Source organism: Frigoribacterium sp. CFBP 13605, from assembly GCF_014839405.1.
Taxonomy (GTDB): domain Bacteria; phylum Actinomycetota; class Actinomycetes; order Actinomycetales; family Microbacteriaceae; genus Frigoribacterium.
This window is the reverse complement of sequence record NZ_JACYNS010000053.1, coordinates 1-16,389: the sequence shown is the minus strand read 5'-3', so window position 1 is coordinate 16,389 and position 16,389 is coordinate 1. Positions and strand designations below refer to the sequence as shown.

Annotated in this window: 14 protein-coding genes; 5 read left to right on the top strand and 9 right to left on the bottom strand. The window is 71.0% G+C overall.

The annotated features are described in order from the left end of the window. The 4 genes from IFT36_RS10740 to IFT36_RS10725 form a co-directional block, all read right to left on the bottom strand. On the bottom strand, positions 1–340 hold a 340-nt coding region (locus tag IFT36_RS10740; RefSeq protein ID WP_200413104.1), incomplete at its 3' end, for a DUF1980 domain-containing protein. Further along, a complete protein-coding gene (locus IFT36_RS10735; protein WP_056048320.1) occupies positions 330–1,382 on the bottom strand; it encodes a permease in 1,053 nt (350 codons plus the stop codon). The genes IFT36_RS10735 and IFT36_RS10740, both read right to left, overlap by 11 nt. Beyond that, positions 1,379–2,185, bottom strand: coding sequence for a hypothetical protein (locus IFT36_RS10730; protein WP_200413103.1), 807 nt, complete (start codon positions 2,183–2,185; stop codon positions 1,379–1,381). The genes IFT36_RS10735 and IFT36_RS10730 overlap by 4 nt, the downstream gene beginning before the upstream one ends. 18 nt (positions 2,186–2,203) lie before the next feature. After that, positions 2,204–4,939, bottom strand: coding sequence for an Rne/Rng family ribonuclease (locus IFT36_RS10725; protein ID WP_307785084.1), 2,736 nt, complete (start codon positions 4,937–4,939; stop codon positions 2,204–2,206). Positions 4,940–5,261: 322 nt separating this feature from the next. Here IFT36_RS10725 and IFT36_RS10720 point away from each other — a divergent pair, with 322 nt between their 5' ends. The 3 genes from IFT36_RS10720 to IFT36_RS10710 all read left to right on the top strand — a co-directional run bounded on the left by IFT36_RS10720 (position 5,262) and on the right by IFT36_RS10710 (position 7,231). Then, a complete protein-coding gene (locus tag IFT36_RS10720) occupies positions 5,262–5,444 on the top strand; it encodes a hypothetical protein (protein ID WP_056048330.1) in 183 nt (60 codons plus the stop codon). 106 nt (positions 5,445–5,550) lie between these two features. Further along, positions 5,551–6,180, top strand: a complete 630-nt coding sequence (locus tag IFT36_RS10715; protein ID WP_233568524.1) for a vitamin K epoxide reductase family protein — start codon at positions 5,551–5,553, stop codon at positions 6,178–6,180. A 127-nt stretch (positions 6,181–6,307) separates the two neighbouring features. Beyond that, on the top strand, positions 6,308–7,231 hold the full coding sequence (locus IFT36_RS10710) for a DsbA family protein (protein WP_200413101.1): 924 nt from the start codon (positions 6,308–6,310) through the stop codon (positions 7,229–7,231). Between the two features lie 93 nt (positions 7,232–7,324). Here the strand turns inward: IFT36_RS10710 and ndk are convergent, their stop codons facing one another. From ndk to ileS, 4 genes are all read right to left on the bottom strand, one after another. Further along, positions 7,325–7,741 (bottom strand): nucleoside-diphosphate kinase, encoded by a 417-nt coding sequence (gene ndk / locus IFT36_RS10705; protein ID WP_056048334.1) that lies wholly within the window; start codon positions 7,739–7,741, stop codon positions 7,325–7,327. Positions 7,742–7,830: 89 nt separating this feature from the next. Next, entirely contained in the window at positions 7,831–8,259 is a 429-nt protein-coding gene (locus IFT36_RS10700) for a DUF4233 domain-containing protein (protein WP_200413100.1), read from the bottom strand. Beyond that, the gene (locus IFT36_RS10695) at positions 8,256–9,662 is read right to left on the bottom strand and encodes a bifunctional folylpolyglutamate synthase/dihydrofolate synthase (RefSeq protein ID WP_123571847.1); all 1,407 of its coding nucleotides are present in this window, start codon (positions 9,660–9,662) and stop codon (positions 8,256–8,258) included. The genes IFT36_RS10700 and IFT36_RS10695 overlap by 4 nt, the downstream gene beginning before the upstream one ends. Beyond that, complete coding sequence (gene ileS / locus IFT36_RS10690) at positions 9,659–12,952, bottom strand: isoleucine--tRNA ligase (RefSeq protein WP_192122668.1); 3,294 nt, start codon at positions 12,950–12,952, stop codon at positions 9,659–9,661. The genes IFT36_RS10695 and ileS overlap by 4 nt, the downstream gene beginning before the upstream one ends. A 326-nt stretch (positions 12,953–13,278) precedes the next feature. Here ileS and IFT36_RS10685 point away from each other — a divergent pair, with 326 nt between their 5' ends. Continuing rightward, on the top strand, positions 13,279–14,259 hold the full coding sequence (locus IFT36_RS10685) for a cation diffusion facilitator family transporter (protein WP_200413099.1): 981 nt from the start codon (positions 13,279–13,281) through the stop codon (positions 14,257–14,259). Positions 14,260–14,277: 18 nt separating this feature from the next. On the opposite strand, the gene IFT36_RS10680 is transcribed toward IFT36_RS10685, so the two are convergent. Next, positions 14,278–15,477 carry an LAETG motif-containing sortase-dependent surface protein gene (locus IFT36_RS10680; RefSeq protein WP_200413098.1) on the bottom strand — a complete coding sequence of 400 codons (1,200 nt, stop codon included), beginning with the start codon at positions 15,475–15,477 and terminating at the stop codon, positions 14,278–14,280. Between the two features lie 285 nt (positions 15,478–15,762). Between IFT36_RS10680 and IFT36_RS10675 the strand changes: the two genes are divergently transcribed. Beyond that, positions 15,763–16,272, top strand: coding sequence for a GtrA family protein (locus IFT36_RS10675; RefSeq protein ID WP_056048350.1), 510 nt, complete (start codon positions 15,763–15,765; stop codon positions 16,270–16,272). Positions 16,273–16,389 lie beyond the last annotated feature (117 nt).

Sequence of the window (16,389 nt, the reverse complement as noted above, 5' to 3'; positions counted from 1 at the left end):
CCGGCCGACGCCGGCGCGGCCGGAGGCCGTCCTCGACCGCGGGCACCTCGGCCGCGTCGAGGCGGCCGTCGTGGCCGTGCCCGGCCCCGGGATCGTGGTCGTGGCCGTCGTGCGCGTCGTCGCCCCGGACGGGTGAGAACGCCAGCGTGGCCAACGACAGCGTCATGCCGATCAGGATCATCACGACCGTGAAGACGTCGTACCGGGGGTGGATGTACAGCACGAGCTGCCCGGTCGCGGCGAGCCAGAGGGTGGCGACGCCGACGACGAGCGTCAGCAGCACCCCTTGCCACCGGTCGAGCAGTCGGCGCCAGGGGCGAGGAGCAGGGCTAGGCGACATAGTTGACCACCAGTCCGATCGCGGCACTGGTCAGGGCCACCACGAGGGTGACCTGCCCGAGCACCTTGGGTGTGTAGGTCGTCCGCAGCAGGGCCAGCATCTTGACGTCGATGATGGGGCCGAAGACGAGGAAGGCGGCGATGCCGCCGGGCATGAACGTCGAGGCGAACGGCAGCACGAAGAACGCGTCGACGTTCGAGCAGATCGAGATGACGAAGGCCAGCACCATCATCGCCAGCACCGACCAGACCGGGTTGCTGCCGAGCGCGACGAGCACCGACCGCGGAACGATCGTCTGGATCGCGCCCGCGATGGCCGCGCCGATGAACAGCGCGGGCATCATGGTCGACATCTCGCGGCGGAACAGGTCGACGCTCTTCGCCGTGCGACCCCGGCCGTGCGCATGGCCGTCGTCGACCCGGCACTCGGCCGCGAACGAGGAGGTCAGCAGGCTCTGCTGGTTCGGGTGCTTGCTGAACAGCCAGCCGATCAGGTTCGCGATGACGAACCCACCGATCAACCGGGCCACGAGGATGCCGTCGTCCCACCCGAACGCCTGGTGCGTGGTGATGATGGTGATCGGGTTGAGGATCGGCGCCGCGAGCAGGAAGGTCATCGACTCGGACACCGTGAAGCCCTTGAGCACGAGCCCCCGCGCCAAGGGCACGTTGCCGCACTCGCAGACGGGCAGGAACATGCCGAGGAACGAGATGACCGCGCGACGGGGCAGCCCCCGCTTCGGCAGCCACGACGAGAAGAACGCCTGCGGCAGCCACTCCTGCACGATGATCGACAGCACGATGCCGAGCAGGACGAACGGCATCGACTCGACGATGACGCTGATGGTCAGCGTGACGAAGTCCTGCAGCGCGTTCGGCAGCAGGCCCGGGCCGAGGAGGGGCGAGGCGAGGCGGACCGCCACGAGCACGGCGAGCACGAGCCCACCGGCCACGAGCAGCGGGACGCGCGACGGTGCCCGACGCGCACGCCGTCCCGCGCCGTGCCCGGCGTGGTCGGTGCGCTCCCGGACGGGAGCGCTCACCGCTCGTCCTCGTTCGGACCGGCCGGGGGCGCGAAGCGCGACCAGTCGTCCGGTGCGGGGGCCGGGTGCGACGGCACGACGGGGCGCTCGGGCGGGACGACGGGGGCCGACGGCGCCGCGGCGACGGTCGTCGGGAGGCGGGTGGAGCGATCGCCCCGGACGGCAGGAGGCGCGACGTCGTCCTCGACGTCGCCCGCGTCGTCACCCTCCCCGGCCTCGGCGACCCGGGGCGCGGGCTCGACCGCCCAGACCTCGTCGCCGTGGCCGCCGCCCAGCCACAACCGGGCGAGCACGGCCCCGGCCACGAGCAGGGCCGTGTCGACGATGCCCGCCGACAGCGGGATGGTCGTCAGGTAGAGCGCGAGGTTCACCCACGTACCGCCGTCGATCGAGAGCACGATGCCCGGGACGATCCCGACGACGGCCAGCGCGAGGGTTCCCGCTCCGCCCGCGACCACGGCGTGGCGCACGACCGTCCGGAGGTCGGACCGCGGCGTCAGCGGCCTGATCGTGGCGAGCACGACGAACGAGGCGAGGTAGAACGGGAACGGGTAGAGCACGAAGCTGCCGAGGAACTGCCCGACCGGCGTCGCGACGAACCCGCTGGGGAACGCCGTCACCGAGAAGCCGACCGCCGAACCGACGAGCGCGACGAGGCCGAGGGCGAAACGCGCCACCAGCACGACGACCAGGGCCGTGGCCGCCACGAGCAGGCGCTCGCGTCCCTCCGGCCCCGAGGCCGAGACGGACGCAGCCCGGAGCCTCGACCTGACGGTCGGGGGTCCGGGCTGGGTCAGAGGCACGCAGTCACCCTAGACGACCTACAGATCGTCGGAGCTGACCCCCACGCCGAGGATGAACGGACCGGACTCGCCGGTCGTCGTCGGCTCGGCCGGAGCCGCTGCGGTCGTGCCCTGGCTGGAGGCGCGGCGCGAACGCGAACGCCCCTGCCCGGGCTGCTTCGGCTCGGGCAGCGCACCCAGCACCGAGTCGAGCAGCTGCTCGGCGTCCTGGCTGCTGATGCGACGCGGCTCGCGACGCGTGGTCGCGACGGGGATGTCGAGGATCGCGACCGTGGCGTCCGGGGTCGAGACCGTGGCCGACGACCGGCGACGCTCCGTGGCCTTGGCGACCGGCGCCTCCGTGGGCTCGTCGACGGGTGCGGCCACGGCGGCGGCCGGAGCCGACCGCTCGGCCGGGGCGGCCGCGGGGACCTCGATCACACCGGCGCTCGAGTCGGCGGGAGCGGACTCGGCGGGCGACGACTCGGCAGGAGCCGACTCGGCGGCGTCCTCGCCGGTCTCGCGCGCGGCACGTGACGATCCACGGCGGCCCTTGCGGCCCGAACGCCCGCGACGGCCTTCGTCCGCCTGGTCACCGGCTGCCTCGGCGGCCGGCTCGGCCTTCGTGGCACTCGCGGCGGCGGCGTCGATGGCGGCCTCGACCGCCGCGGCGGCCTGGCTGGCCGCGTCGCCGTCCTTGGTGCCGCCTTCTTCGGCATGGGCGATGGTGCTCGCCGCGATGCGCGAGAGGGCGTTCTTCACGTCGTCGGTGATGGCGTGCGTACCCGTCGTGGGGTGAGCCCCACCGGTCGGCGCCGAGGGGCCGCCGCGACCGGACTGCGGCGCGGTGCCGGCACCGGCGCCCGTGTTGTGGCCGTTGCCGCCCGACTTGCCGGACCCGCCGGCCTGGCCGCCCCGTCGGCGGTCGCCCTGCTGGCCGCCCTTGCGGGGCTGCTGTTCTTGGACGCGCGCAGCGCTGCCGGCCTCGGAGAACGACTCGGCCAGGCCGAGGCCCAACTTCTTGCGCGTCATCTGGACGAGCCCGAGCGACGTGACCTCGGCCACCTGGTGCTTGGTGCGGTCGCGGCTGAGGCACTCGACCAGACGACGCAGCACGAGGTCACGGTTGGACTCGAGCACCATGTCGATGAAGTCGACGACGATGATGCCGCCGATGTCGCGGAGGCGCAGCTGACGGACGATCTCCTCGGCGGCCTCGAGGTTGTTCTTCGTGACCGTCTCTTCGAGGTTTCCGCCGGAACCGACGAACTTGCCGGTGTTGACGTCGACGACGGTCATCGCCTCGGTGCGGTCGATGACGAGGGAACCGCCCGAGGGCAGCCAGACCTTGCGGTCGAGCGCCTTCTCGATCTGCTCGTTGAGGCGGTACTCGTCGAACGCGTCCTTGTCACCCTCGTAGCGCTTGACGCGGTCCATGAGGTCGGGCGCCACCGCCGAGAGGTACGACTGCAGCGTCTCGAACGCCTCATCGCCGTCGATGACCATCTCGTGGAAGTCCTCGTTGAAGACGTCGCGCACGATCTTGATCAGCAGGTCGGGCTCGGAGTGCAGCTGGTTCGGGGCGTTGCCCGCCGCGACCTTCTTCTCGATGTCGGCCCACTGGTTGGTGAGGCGCTTGACGTCGAGGGTCAGCTGCTCTTCGGTCGCGCCCTCGGCCGCCGTGCGCACGATGACGCCGGTGTTCTCCGGCAGGGCCTCTTTGAGGATCTTCTTCAGACGCGCGCGCTCGGTGTCGGGCAGCTTGCGGCTGATGCCGTTCATCGAGCCGTTGGGCACGTAGACGAGGTAGCGGCCCGGCAGCGAGATCTGGCTCGTGAGACGAGCGCCCTTGTGGCCGACGGGGTCCTTGGTGACCTGGACGAGCACGCGGTCGCCGGGCTTGAGGGCCAGCTCGATGCGACGGGGCTGGTTGCCCGTCGACAGGGAGTCCCAGTCGACCTCGCCCGAGTAGAGCACGGCGTTGCGACCGCGTCCGATGTCGACGAAGGCGGCCTCCATGCTGGGCAGCACGTTCTGGACGCGGCCGAGGTAGACGTTGCCGATCAACGAGACGTTCTGCGCCTTGGCGACGTAGTGCTCGGCCAGGGTGCCGTCCTCCATGACGCCGATCTCGATGCGGTCGCCCGACGAGCGGACGATCATCTTGCGGTCGACGCTCTCGCGACGGGCGAGGAACTCGGCCTCGGTGATGACGGTGCGACGGCGTCCGGCGTCCCGGCCGTCGCGACGACGCTGCTTCTTCGCCTCGAGACGCGTGGAGCCCTTGATGCGCTGCGGCTCGGTGATGAGCTCGGCCTGACGCGGGGCACGGTCGCGGTCGCGACCACGGGGCTCGGAGTCGCGCTCCTCGCGGTCCTGCGAGCGGCCGCGCTGGCGGCGACGCGAGGCGGGCTGCTGCTCGCGGTCGTCGCGCTCGTCACGGTCGTCGCGGTCGTCGTCGTCGCCCTCGCGGTCGTCGTCCCACGAGTCGTCGCGGTCGTACCGGTCGTCACGGTCGTCGCGCTGTCGTCGACCGGGGCGGGCCGGCAGGACGGTGATCTCGGGTGCGTGGAAGATCAACGACGTCGTCGTGAGGTTCGCCGGGATCGGCGACGCCCCGTCGGTCGTCTCGTCGTCGGCCGCCGCGTCGGCGGCCCGTGACGGCTGGGTCGCCGCGGCGACGAACGCCTCGGCGACGGCGTCGGTCTCGCTCTGCTGGGAGGTCGGGGCCTGGGCCGCGACCTGCTCGTCGGTGGTCTCGGTCTCGTGGGTCACGGGTGATGCCTCCTGGGCGTCGTCTGTCGTCCGGACGGGTGAAGGGAGTGCTGCCTGCTGCCTGGCGGGGGCCGTCGCCGGGGCGGCGTCGACCGCCGCCTGGCGAGCCCTGAGGCCTGCGAACAATCCCCTTCTCTTCTTCGGACGTCCGTCGTTGTCTGTGTTGTCGTTCACCACTTGCGGTGCGCTCCTCGCCCCGCCGAGGCCATGCCGTCGGCAGGAATTCTCGTGTCGTGGCCGGGCGGTGACGTGGCACCTGCCCCTGACCACCGCGCCCTCTCACGGCGCGCCTTGTCGGACACGTCACGTTCGGTCACCCGGGGTGTCGACCGACCTGCGGTCGTCGCCCTCGATGTCGTTCGTCGACGTGCTGTTCTTCGTGTCGCCTTGCTGGTTCGGAACTGGCCATCCGACGATGAGCGCCTGCGCTCTGGCCCGGATTCCGCTCGACCTGGTCGACCACGCGATCTCTCGCGTGACGACGACGGCCGGCACTGCCCGGTAAGCCTGGATCTCGGGGCCTGGGCCCCACGACTGGCTCGATTATCGCACGCCCACGTCGGTCCGGGGTCAAAGCGGACGCCCCGACGGCCCGTGCGATACTGCTGGACGTGACCGTCGAGACGCCTCGGGCCGTGACCCTGCCCACCGGCCGCACCCCGTTCGTCGCGGCCGTGCTGCTCGTCGTCGCCGGTCTCGGCGGACTCGTGGGGGCCTTCGCCCTGACCCTCGACAAGTTCCGGCTGCTCGAGAACCCGGGCGCGGCGCTCGGGTGCGACGTCAACCCGTTCGTGGGCTGCTCACCCGTCATCAACAGCTGGCAGGCCTCGCTCTTCGGCTTCCCCAACCCGATCCTCGGCCTGATCGGCTTCGCGGCCCCCGTGGCGGTGGGCCTGGGCCTGCTCGCCGGTGCGCGCTTCGCCCGGTGGTTCTGGCTGGCCTTCAACCTCGGGCTGCTGCTCGCCTGGATCTTCATCACCTGGCTCTTCACCCAGACCGTGTTCGTCATCGGCGCGCTCTGCCCGTGGTGCATGCTCGTCTGGCTCTTCACCATCCCGCTGTTCTGGGTCTTCACGGTGTGGGGCGCGGCTCGCGGCGTCACCGTCCCGGACGGGCCGCTCCGACGTGCGGCGGCACGCTTCCTCCCCTACTCGTGGGTTCTGCCGGTGCTCAACTACATCGTCGTCGCCACGACCATCGTCGTCGTGTTCCCGTTGCTGCTGCCGACGCTGTTCGGGTGAGCCGCGCCTCCTCGCGTCCCCGGCTCGGGCCCACCCGCCCCGTCAGTCGCACTCAGGTCGCTCCCAGCCGAATCAGGGTCGGCCTCGCCAGTCTTGACCGACGACCCCCGAGCCACGACGAGGACTGATGACGCCACCCACCGACTCCCCCGCCAGCAAGAAAGAACGCCGAGAAGCAGCCCGCGAGAAGGCCCGCGTCACGCGCGAGGCCGAGGCCCGACGTCGACGACGCAACAAGTGGCTCCTGCAGGGCGGCCTGGTCGTGGGCGTCGTGGCGGTGCTCGCGATCGTCGCGCTCGTCATCACGCAGTCGATCAAGCCGGCCGGTCCCGGCCCTTCGAACATGGCGAGCGACGGCCTGGTGCTCGAGGGCTCGAACGGGGCGGTGACCGCCGTGCCGAGTGGCGCCCTCGCCGCCGACGCGACCCCGACCCCGGCCCCGAGCGCCTCGGGCGACGTGCCGTCGATCGTGGTCTACCTCGACTACATGTGCCCGTTCTGCGGCCAGTTCGACACGACGAACGCCCAGCAGCTCGACGAAGCCGTCTCGAGCGGTGCCGCCACCTTGGCGATCCACCCCATCGGGTTCCTCGACAACGCCTCGCAGGGCAGCCGGTACTCGACGCGGGCCGCCAACGCCTTCGCCTGCGTCGCGAACCACGAGCCCGACAAGGCGCTCGACGTCAACACCGCCCTGTTCGCGCAGCAACCCGAGGAGAACACCCGGGGCCTGACGAACGACGAGCTCGTCACCCTGGTGCAGGGTGCCGGGGCGACCGACGACCAGATCCCGTCGTGCATCAAGGCGGGCGACTTCGAGGACTGGGTCGCCTCGGCCACCCAGCGGGCGTTGAACGACCCGATCCCGAACTCGTCGCTCGACAAGCTCGCGAGCACCCCGCTCGTCCTGGTGAACGGCCAGCAGTACCAGGGCTCGTTGACCGACGCGAGCACCTTCGCGCAGTTCGTCGCCGAGGTGCAGAACGGCGCCCCGACCGGTGACACCAGCACGGGCGACACCGAGGGCTCGACGGCGACGCCGACCCCCTGACGACGCGACCCGTCGACACGACCGAGCCCGCGCCTCCTGATGGACTCAGGAGGCGCGGGCTCGGTGGTCTCCGGCGTCACGCCGGTCGGCGGCTCAGAACCAGAGGGCCAGCTCGCGCGTGGCGCTCTCGGGGCTGTCGCTGCCGTGCACCAAGTTTTGCTGGACCTTCAGTCCCCAGTCGCGGCCGAGGTCGCCACGGATCGTTCCGGGGGCCGCGGTCGTCGGGTCGGTCGTGCCGGCGAGCGAGCGGAAACCCGCGATGACGGCGTCGCCCGCGATGCGCAGCGCGACGGTCGGGCCGCTCTGCATGAACTCGACGAGGGGCTCGTAGAACGGCTTGCCCACGTGCTCCTCGTAGTGCTTCGCGAGCAGGTCGCGGTCGGCCTGCACGAGGCGGACGTCGACGAGCGAGTACCCCTTGGCCTCGATGCGGCGCAGGATCTCGCCGGTCAGGCCGCGGGCGACGCCGTCGGGCTTGACGAGGACGAGGGTTTCTTCGAGATCGGACATTGCTCCTCTTTCGGTGGGTGGCGGATGGCTCGGTGGGTGGCGGATGGCTCGCGGGCGGGCGCCCGGAGGACGGGTCGGTGGGTGTCGGCTCAGGCCACGTCACCGGGCGCGTCGCGCAGCCGGGCGGCGTTCATGCGGTCGAGCTGTGTGCCCTTGACGAGGCAGTAGGTCCAGATGGCCACGAACAGGGCGGCCACGACGAACATGACCGGATCGAGGAACCCACAGGCCACGAGACCCAGCTGGACGAGCCAGCCGAGGGCGACGCCCCACCGCCAGCGCAGGGTCTGCGAGATCAGCAGCGTCAGGACGATGGCGGCGAGGCCTCCGCCCCAGGCGACGCCGGCCGGCAGCAACTGCCGCCCGAAGACCACGAGGGTGACGAAGAACAGCGTCATCGCCTCGAGCACGAGGACGATCGAGAGCAGGCTCTCGGCCGCCCCGCGACGTCGACGGGGGCGCGGCGCGCGCCCGCCGGCTCCGGCTCCGGCTCCGCCGGGAGGCGGTGGCGTCGTCACGAGAGCCCCTCGGGCTGCTGCGAGAGGGCGATGACGTCGCCGACCAGCGTGATCGACCCCGTCACGACGACGCCGCCGGGCTCGTCGCCCTCGACCTCGTCGGCCAGGTCGCGCGCCGTGCGCAGGGCCGCCACGAGGTCGGTCTCGACGACGACGCGGTCGGCACCCACGACGCCCACCGCGATGGCGGCGAGCTCGTCGGCGTCGATCGCCCGGTCGGACTTCGAGCTCGTCACGACGAACTGGGTGACCGTGGGCGCCAGGGCGCGGACGATGCCCGCGGCGTCCTTGTCGGCCAACACGCTGAGCACCGCGACGACGCCGCCGAACTGGAAGTAGTCGTCGAGGGCCTTGGCCAGGGCGCGGGCGCCGTGCGGGTTGTGCGCCGCGTCGACCAGGATCGTCGGCTCGTTGGCGACGATCTGCAGGCGGCCGGGCGACGTCGCACTCGCGAGTCCCTCGGCGAGCACCTCGTGATCGAGCGGCTGCGACCCGCCGCCGAGGAAGGACTCGACGGCCGCGACCGCGACGGCGGCGTTCTGGGCCTGGTGGTCACCGAACTGCGGCAGGAGCAGGTCGTCGTACCGGCCCGCGAGCCCGCGGATCGTGACGACCTGGCCGCCGACGGCGACGGTGGTGGACTCGACGCCGAAGGCGGTGCCCTCGACCGCGAGCGACCCCTCGCTCAACTCGACGGCGCGTTCGAGTTCGACCAGGGCCTCGGGGGTCTGCGACGCCGAGACCACGGCGGCCGTGGGCTTGACGATCCCGGCCTTCGTGCGGGCGATCTCGGCCACGGTCGAGCCGAGACGGTTCTGGTGGTCGAGGGCGATGGGGGTGAAGACGGCGACCTGGCCGTCGGCCACGTTCGTGCTGTCCCATTCGCCCCCCATGCCGACCTCCAGCACGACCACGTCGGCCGGAGCGTCGGCGAAGCAGGCGAAGGCGAGCACCGTCAGGGCCTCGAAGAAGGTCAGGGTGGGCTCCCCCGACGCTTCGAGATCGGTGTCGACCATGGTCAGATAGGGCTGGATGTCGTCCCAGTTGGCGACCAGGCGCTCGTCGCTGATCGGCTCGCCGTCGACCACGATGCGCTCGTTGAGGTGCACGAGGTGCGGGCTCGTCATGAGCCCCGTGCGCAGGCCGTGCGCCCGCAGGATGCTCTCGATCATCCGGCTGGTCGACGTCTTGCCGTTCGTGCCGGTGAGGTGGATCACCGGGTAGGCCCGCTGCGGGTCGCCCAACAGCTCGACTGCTCGCCGGGTCGGCTCGAGCCGGGGCTGCGGGGCCTGCTCGCCGATGCGTGCCAGCAGCTCGTCGTGGACGCGCTGCGCGCCGGCCGCGAACTCGCCTCCCTGCTCGTCGGCGGGATCGCCCTGACGGTCGTTCTTCTTCGGGGTCATGCGCGTCGTACCTCCACGACGACGGCCGAGCCGGAGCCCGATCCGACGACGGTCTTCTCGGGCCGCTCGCCGACGCCCTCCTGGACGTCGACGATCAGCTCGGTGGTCAGGGTCTCGCGGGAGATCAGCTCACGGTGGGCCTCGACGGCGGCCGCCGCGACGGCGTCGGTCGTGAGCGTCGTCACGATGCGGTCGGACACGTCGAGGTCGGCGGTCTTCCGGGCCTGCTGCACGGCACGCACGACGTCGCGGGCCAGGCCCTCGGCCTCGAGCTCGGGCGTGGTCGCGGTGTCGAGCAGCACGAAGCCGCCGTCGCCGACGAAGGCGAGAGCGCTCGACGCGTCGGCGACGGCCAGCTCGAGCGTGAACTCGCCGGGCAGCAACTCGACGCCGCCGACGACGACGTTCTCGCCCGCGGGCTGCCAGTCGCCCCTCTTCGCCGCCGGGATGACCTGTTGCACCTGCTTGCCGATGCGCGGACCGGCCGCCCGGGCGTTGACGGTGAGCTTGCGGGTGACGCCGTATTCTCCGAGGCTCTCCTCGGTCAGGCGGGTCACGACGACCTGCTTGACGTTGAGCTCGTCGCGCACGATGTCGGCGAACGCCTCGAGGCCCGCGGGGTCGGGCGTGACGACGGTGAGACGGGCCAACGGCAGGCGGACGCGCAGCCCCTGGGCCTTGCGCAGCGCCAGGCCGCTCGACGCGACCGCGCGAACGGCGTCCATCGCGGCCACGAGGGCGTCGTCGGCCGGGAACGCCGAGGCGTCGGGCCAGTCGGTCAGGTGCACCGAGCGGCCCCCGGTGAGTCCCTTGTAGATCTCGTCCGCGACGAGGGGCGCGAGCGGGGCCGCGACCCGGGTGAGGGTCTCGAGCACCGTGAAGAGGGTGTCGAAGGCGTCGACGTCGTCGCCCGACCAGAACCGGTCACGCGAGCGTCGGACGTACCAGTTGGTCAGGACGTCGGCGAAGTCTCGCAGCGTCGCGGTGGCCCGCGGCGTGTCGAGGGCGTCGAGGGCCGCCTCGACGTCCGTGACCAGGAGGCGCGTCTTCGCCAGCAGGTAGCGGTCGAGGACGTCGCCCGAGTCGGTTCGCCACTGCGCGTCGTAACCGGGGGCGGCGTGACGACCCGCGCCTCCGGACGCCGCGTTGGCGTAGAGCGAGAAGAAGTACCAGGTGCTCCAGAGCGGCAGCAGGAACTGCCGGACGCCCTCGCGGATGCCCTCTTCGGTGACGACGAGGTTGCCGCCGCGGATCACCGAACTCGACATGAGGAACCAGCGCATGGCGTCGGCCCCGTCGCGGTCGAAGACCTCGCTGACGTCGGGGTAGTTGCGCAGGCTCTTCGACATCTTCTGACCGTCGGAGCCGAGCACGATGCCGTGGCTGACCACGTTCGAGAAGGCCGGGCGGTCGAACAACGCGGTGGAGAGCGTGTGCAGCGTGTAGAACCAGCCACGGGTCTGGCCGATGTACTCGACGATGAAGTCGGCAGGGCTGTGCTCGTCGAACCACTGCTGGTTCTCGAACGGGTAGTGCACCTGTGCGAACGGCATCGAGCCGCTGTCGAACCAGACGTCGAGGACGTCCTCGATGCGGCGCATCGTGCTCTGCCCGGTCGGATCGTCGGGGTTCGGTCGGGTGAGCTCGTCGATGTAGGGGCGGTGCAGGTCGGGCTCGCCGTCAGCATTGAGCGGCAGGCGGCCGAAGTCGGCCTCCATCTCGGCCAGCGAGCCGTAGACGTCGACGCGTGGGTAGGCGGGGTCGTCGCTCTTCCACACCGGGATCGGTGAACCCCAGTAGCGGTTGCGCGAGATCGACCAGTCGCGGGCGTTGCCGACCCACTTGCCGAACTGGCCGTCCTTGACGTTGTCGGGCACCCAGGTGATCTGCTGGTTCAGCTCGCCCATGCGGTCGCGGAACTCGGTGACGCGCACGAACCAGCTCGACACCGCCTTGTAGATCAGGGGGTTGCGGCAGCGCCAGCAGTGCGGGTAGCTGTGCTCGTAGCTGGCGAGGCGCACCAGGCGTCCGTCGGCGCGGAGGCGCTGCACCAACGGCTTGTTGGCCTCGAAGACCTGGAGGCCGGCGACGCCCAGCTCGTCGAACATCGGCAGGAAGCGCCCGCCGTCGTCGACCGAGACGATCACGGGGATGCCGGCGGCGGCGCAGACCAGCTGGTCGTCCTCGCCGTAGGCCGGGGCCTGGTGCACGATGCCGGTGCCCTCGCCGGTGGCGACGTAGTCGGCGACCAGCACGCGCCAGGCGTTCTCGGTGCCCCAGGCCTCGGTGTCGGCGTAGACGTCCCAGATGCGGTCGTACTCGACGCCCTCGAGCTCGGCGCCGGTGAAGGTCGCGGTGACGGCGGCCTGGGCGGACTCGGCGGACTCGTAGCCCAGGTCGCGCGCGTAGGCGCCGAGCGTGTCGGCCGCGAGCAGGAACACGCTGCCGGTCAACAGCTCTTGGTCGCCGGTGCGCTCGCCCGGCAGGAGGGCGTGGGGCACGGTGACGTAGTCGATGGCCGGTCCCACGGCCAGCGCCATGTTGGTCGGGAGGGTCCACGGGGTGGTCGTCCAGGCCAGCGCCTCGACGCCGGTCAGGCCGAGCGCCTCGGCCTTGGCGCCGACGAGGGGGAAGGCGACGGTGACCGTCTGGTCCTGACGGTTCTTGTAGACGTCGTCGTCCATGCGCAGTTCGTGATTGGACAAGGGGGTCTGGTCGTGCCAGCAATAGGGCAGCACACGGAAGCCCTCGTAGGCGAGTCCCTTGTCATGCAGCTGCTTGAAGGCCCAGACGACGCTCTCCATGTAGTCGACGTCGAGGGTCTTGTAGTCGTGGTCGAAGTCGACCCAGCGCGCCTGGCGGGTGACGTACCGCTGCCATTCGTCGGTGTACTGCAGCACCGATCGGCGGGCGGCGGCGTTGAACACGTCGATGCCCATGTCGTCGATCTCGTGCTTCTCGGTCAGCCCGAGCTGACGCATCGCCTCGAGCTCGGCGGGCAGGCCGTGGGTGTCCCAGCCGAAGCGGCGGTGCACCTGCTTGCCGCGCATGGTCTGGTAGCGCGGGAAGACGTCCTTGGCGTAACCCGTCAGGAGGTGCCCGTAGTGCGGCAGGCCGTTGGCGAACGGCGGGCCGTCGTAGAAGACCCACTCGTCGCAGCCCTCGCGTGCACGGATCGACTCGGCGAAGGTGTCGTCGCGCTTCCAGAAGGCGAGGACGCCGGTCTCGATCTCGGGGAATCGCGGGGAGGCGGGGACGCCGGTGGCGTCGGAACCCTTGGGGTAGGTCATCGGTTCTCCAGGTCGTGCGGTGGGTCGCCCCCGCTGCGCTGGCCGAGGGACCTTCTGACCACGAGGACGCCGTCCGGGTGCCTGACCCGGGTGGCGCGGTACCACCCCGCTTGCCGCCGTCGTCGCCCTCTCGGACGGCGACCGCGACCGCTCTGCTGCGGCTGTGACGGGCCTGCCCCGCCCGGTTCTACCGACGACCACCGGGCCTGGGCCCGCCGGTCGCTTTCTTCCGGGTGCTCCCCGGTGATGGCCGGATCGATGCGTGCTCGATCCTACCGTCAGAGCCGAGGAGGCGCGAGGCCGTCCCGAGGAGCAGGATCGAGGCCATGTCCTCCACCCCGTCCGACCCCCCGGTCAAGCCCGAGAGCACGGTCACCGTGATCGTGGCGTTCGTCGCCAACCTGCTCATCGCCGTCGCCAAGACGGTCGCCGCCTTCCTCACCGGTTCCGCGTCGATGGTGGCGGAGTCCGCGCACTCGTGGGCGGACACGGGCAATGAGATCTTCCTCTTCGTCGCCGACAAACGGGGCGTCAAGCGACGGGACGACGCGCACCCCCTCGGCTACGGGAAGGAGACCTACGTCTGGTCGATGTTCGCCGCGTTCGGCCTGTTCACCGTCGGCGCCGTCGTATCCATCCAGCACGGCATCTCCCAGCTGACCGCCGACGAGGAGGCCGAGAACTACCTGATCAACTACGTCGTGCTGGCCATCGCCTTCGCGCTCGAGGGCACGTCCTTCCTGCAGGCGTTCCGTCAGGCCCGCGGATCGGCGGCCGAACGGCAGGTGCCGACGCTGCGGCACGTGCTGCGCAGCTCGAACTCGACCCTGCGGGCGGTGTTCGCCGAGGACGCGGCGGCCCTGATCGGCCTGCTGATCGCCTTCCTCGGAATCTTCCTGCACCAGGTCACCGGCTCGGCGGTGTTCGACGCGATCGGGTCCATCGCCGTCGGCGTGCTCCTTGGGGTGGTCGCGTTGGTGCTGATCGACCGCAACCGGCGGTTCCTCGTCGGCGAGAGCCCCTCGGACGAGCTCGAGTCGACCGTGCTCGAACGTCTGCTCGCGCGCCCCGAGATCGCTCGCGTGACGTATCTGCACACCGAGTTCGTGGGCCCCGGCCGGCTCTACCTGGTCGCAGCGGTCGACATGACCGGCAACGACCGTGAAGAGCACGTCGCGGTGGCACTCCGCCGGGTCGAGCGAGAACTCGAGGACCACGACGCCGTCGAAGAAGCCGTGCTCACCCTCTCCACGCCGGACGAGCCGAGCCTGACGCCCCGGAGGGCGTCCGACCCGGCTCGTCGCTGACCGCGGACCGGTCAGGCGTCAGCCCCGGGAGGCGCGGCGCCGGGTGACGAGGACGGTCGCCGCCCCGAGACCCACGAGCACCATCCCGGCGAGCCCCGCCCACGGCGTCGTCTCGGACGAGCCCGTGTAGGCGAGGTCCGAGCGGTGCGACACGGGGACGACCCTCACACCGACCGGGATGACGGGCTTCGAGACGGTCGGGACGATCGTAGGCGTGACCGGAGACACCACCGGCGCTGCCGCAGCCGGAGCGGCCAGTGCGAATTCCACCACGACCGGGACGGATTGACGGCTGCGCGGCGGACCCTCGAGGCCGAGCTGGCCGTCACCGCGAGGCACGTACTGACTCACGAGCAGCCGCCACGACCCGTGAGGCAGGATCTCCGTGAAGCGGTAGGTACCGTCGGCGGCGACGCGGGGGGCGTCGTAGTCGTGGCCCCACCCCTCTTGACCACTCAAGGCTTCGACCGTGAAGGCGATGGCCGATCCGGGGACGCCCGTTCCGGCGATCTCGAACACACCCAGACCCGGGTACTCGGAATCTGCCGTCACGACCGCCCCGGTCCGGGGCGTGCTCACGGTCACGGCCGGGGACGTCGGGACGTCGATCCGGAACGTGCGGGATTCCTGCCCCAGCACGACTCCCTGGGCATCCTCGACGACCACCGTGACGGTCTGGTCCACTGCGGCGTCGTCCCCGAGACCGATGGTCGTCTCGATCCGCGGACCGGACTGGTGCACCGCGCCCCAGACGACCACGCCCGCGCCGTCGAGCACCTCGATCTGCACGTCGACCTCGTCCGTGAGGACGACGACGTCGTAACCCAGGGTGTCGTAGGCCCCGCCCTGCACGGGACTCTCGAGCGAGAAGGCGCCCGCCCGCGCCGCGAGTGCCTCGTCCGAACCCTCGACCGCTGTCTCGGGCACCGCCACGCCCGGCTCGGTGCCGACGGGCGCCTCATCCTCAGCCGGCCCGGAACCGTCCGTCGGCTCGGCTGTGGACTCGTCCGCGGGCACGGCCGGCTCCGGAGCGTCGTCGACGATCTCGGGCTCTACCGTCGCTTCGACCACGGGTTCGACGTCGGCCGGAGCGGCCGCCGCCTCCTGCTCGATCGGAACCGGCTGCGCAGAGGCCGCCTGTCCGCTCAGCGCGATGCCCCCCAGGGCGATGACGATGGCCGTCGACAGCGCGGTGGCGGTCGACACGGTCTTCTTCATGAGTGGTGTCCTCTTCAGTGAGTCAGGGTGGACCGGTCGCCCTGACCCACCCCGGGGCGACCGGTCGCCGTCCCGGTGATCCGGTCCGACGAGCACGACGTTAGCCACCGGGGGCGACGGATCCTCACGCCGTGACCAGGCCGTGACGAGAAGTCATCCGCAAGGTTGAGCCGTCCTCAATCCTCAGGCGCCGAGCGGGCTCACCCTCTCGTTCGGGGGGTGATTTGTGACGCATCCCGTGGTCGCTTTCAGCCGATTCGGCGCGCCCTCGGCTACCGTGATGCAGTGCAAGCAGTCATCAAGCTCATCAGAGAGCACCCTTCCGCGGCGAGGTTCCTCGTCGTCGGGGGCATCGGCTTCGTGATCACCATGGTGATCAACTACGGGCTCAAGCTGTTCGTCATCCCTCAGCACCCCGTCACCGCCCTCGCGCTGGGCATCATCGTCGCGACGGTCTTCTCGTACTGGATGAACAAGAAGTGGTCGTTCGACGACCGAGGCGAGCGTCACACCGCCCACGAGATGTTGCTCTTCGTCATCGTCAGCGTCATCGGGGTCGGCCTCAACTCCGCGCCGCTCTACCTCTCGCGCTACGGATTCGGCCTCGAGGTGCCGAACGTCTCGCGCACCACGCAAGAGATCGCCGACTTCGTCAGCGGGCCGATCATCGGCACCATGCTCGCCATGGTGTTCCGGTACTGGGCCATGAACAAGTGGGTCTTCCCGAAGCGCGCCGAGCTCGTGGACGTCCTCTCGCCCACGTCCCCGTCGACGTCACCGACGCCGACGGTCTAGGCCGAGCGCGCCTCCCGGGCGTCGAGTCCGTCCGCGACGGGGCCCACGGCCGCCGCGACCACCGGCCCGAGGGGGCCGCGCGACACCCCGGCACGCGCCCAGTTCGCGATGGCGGCC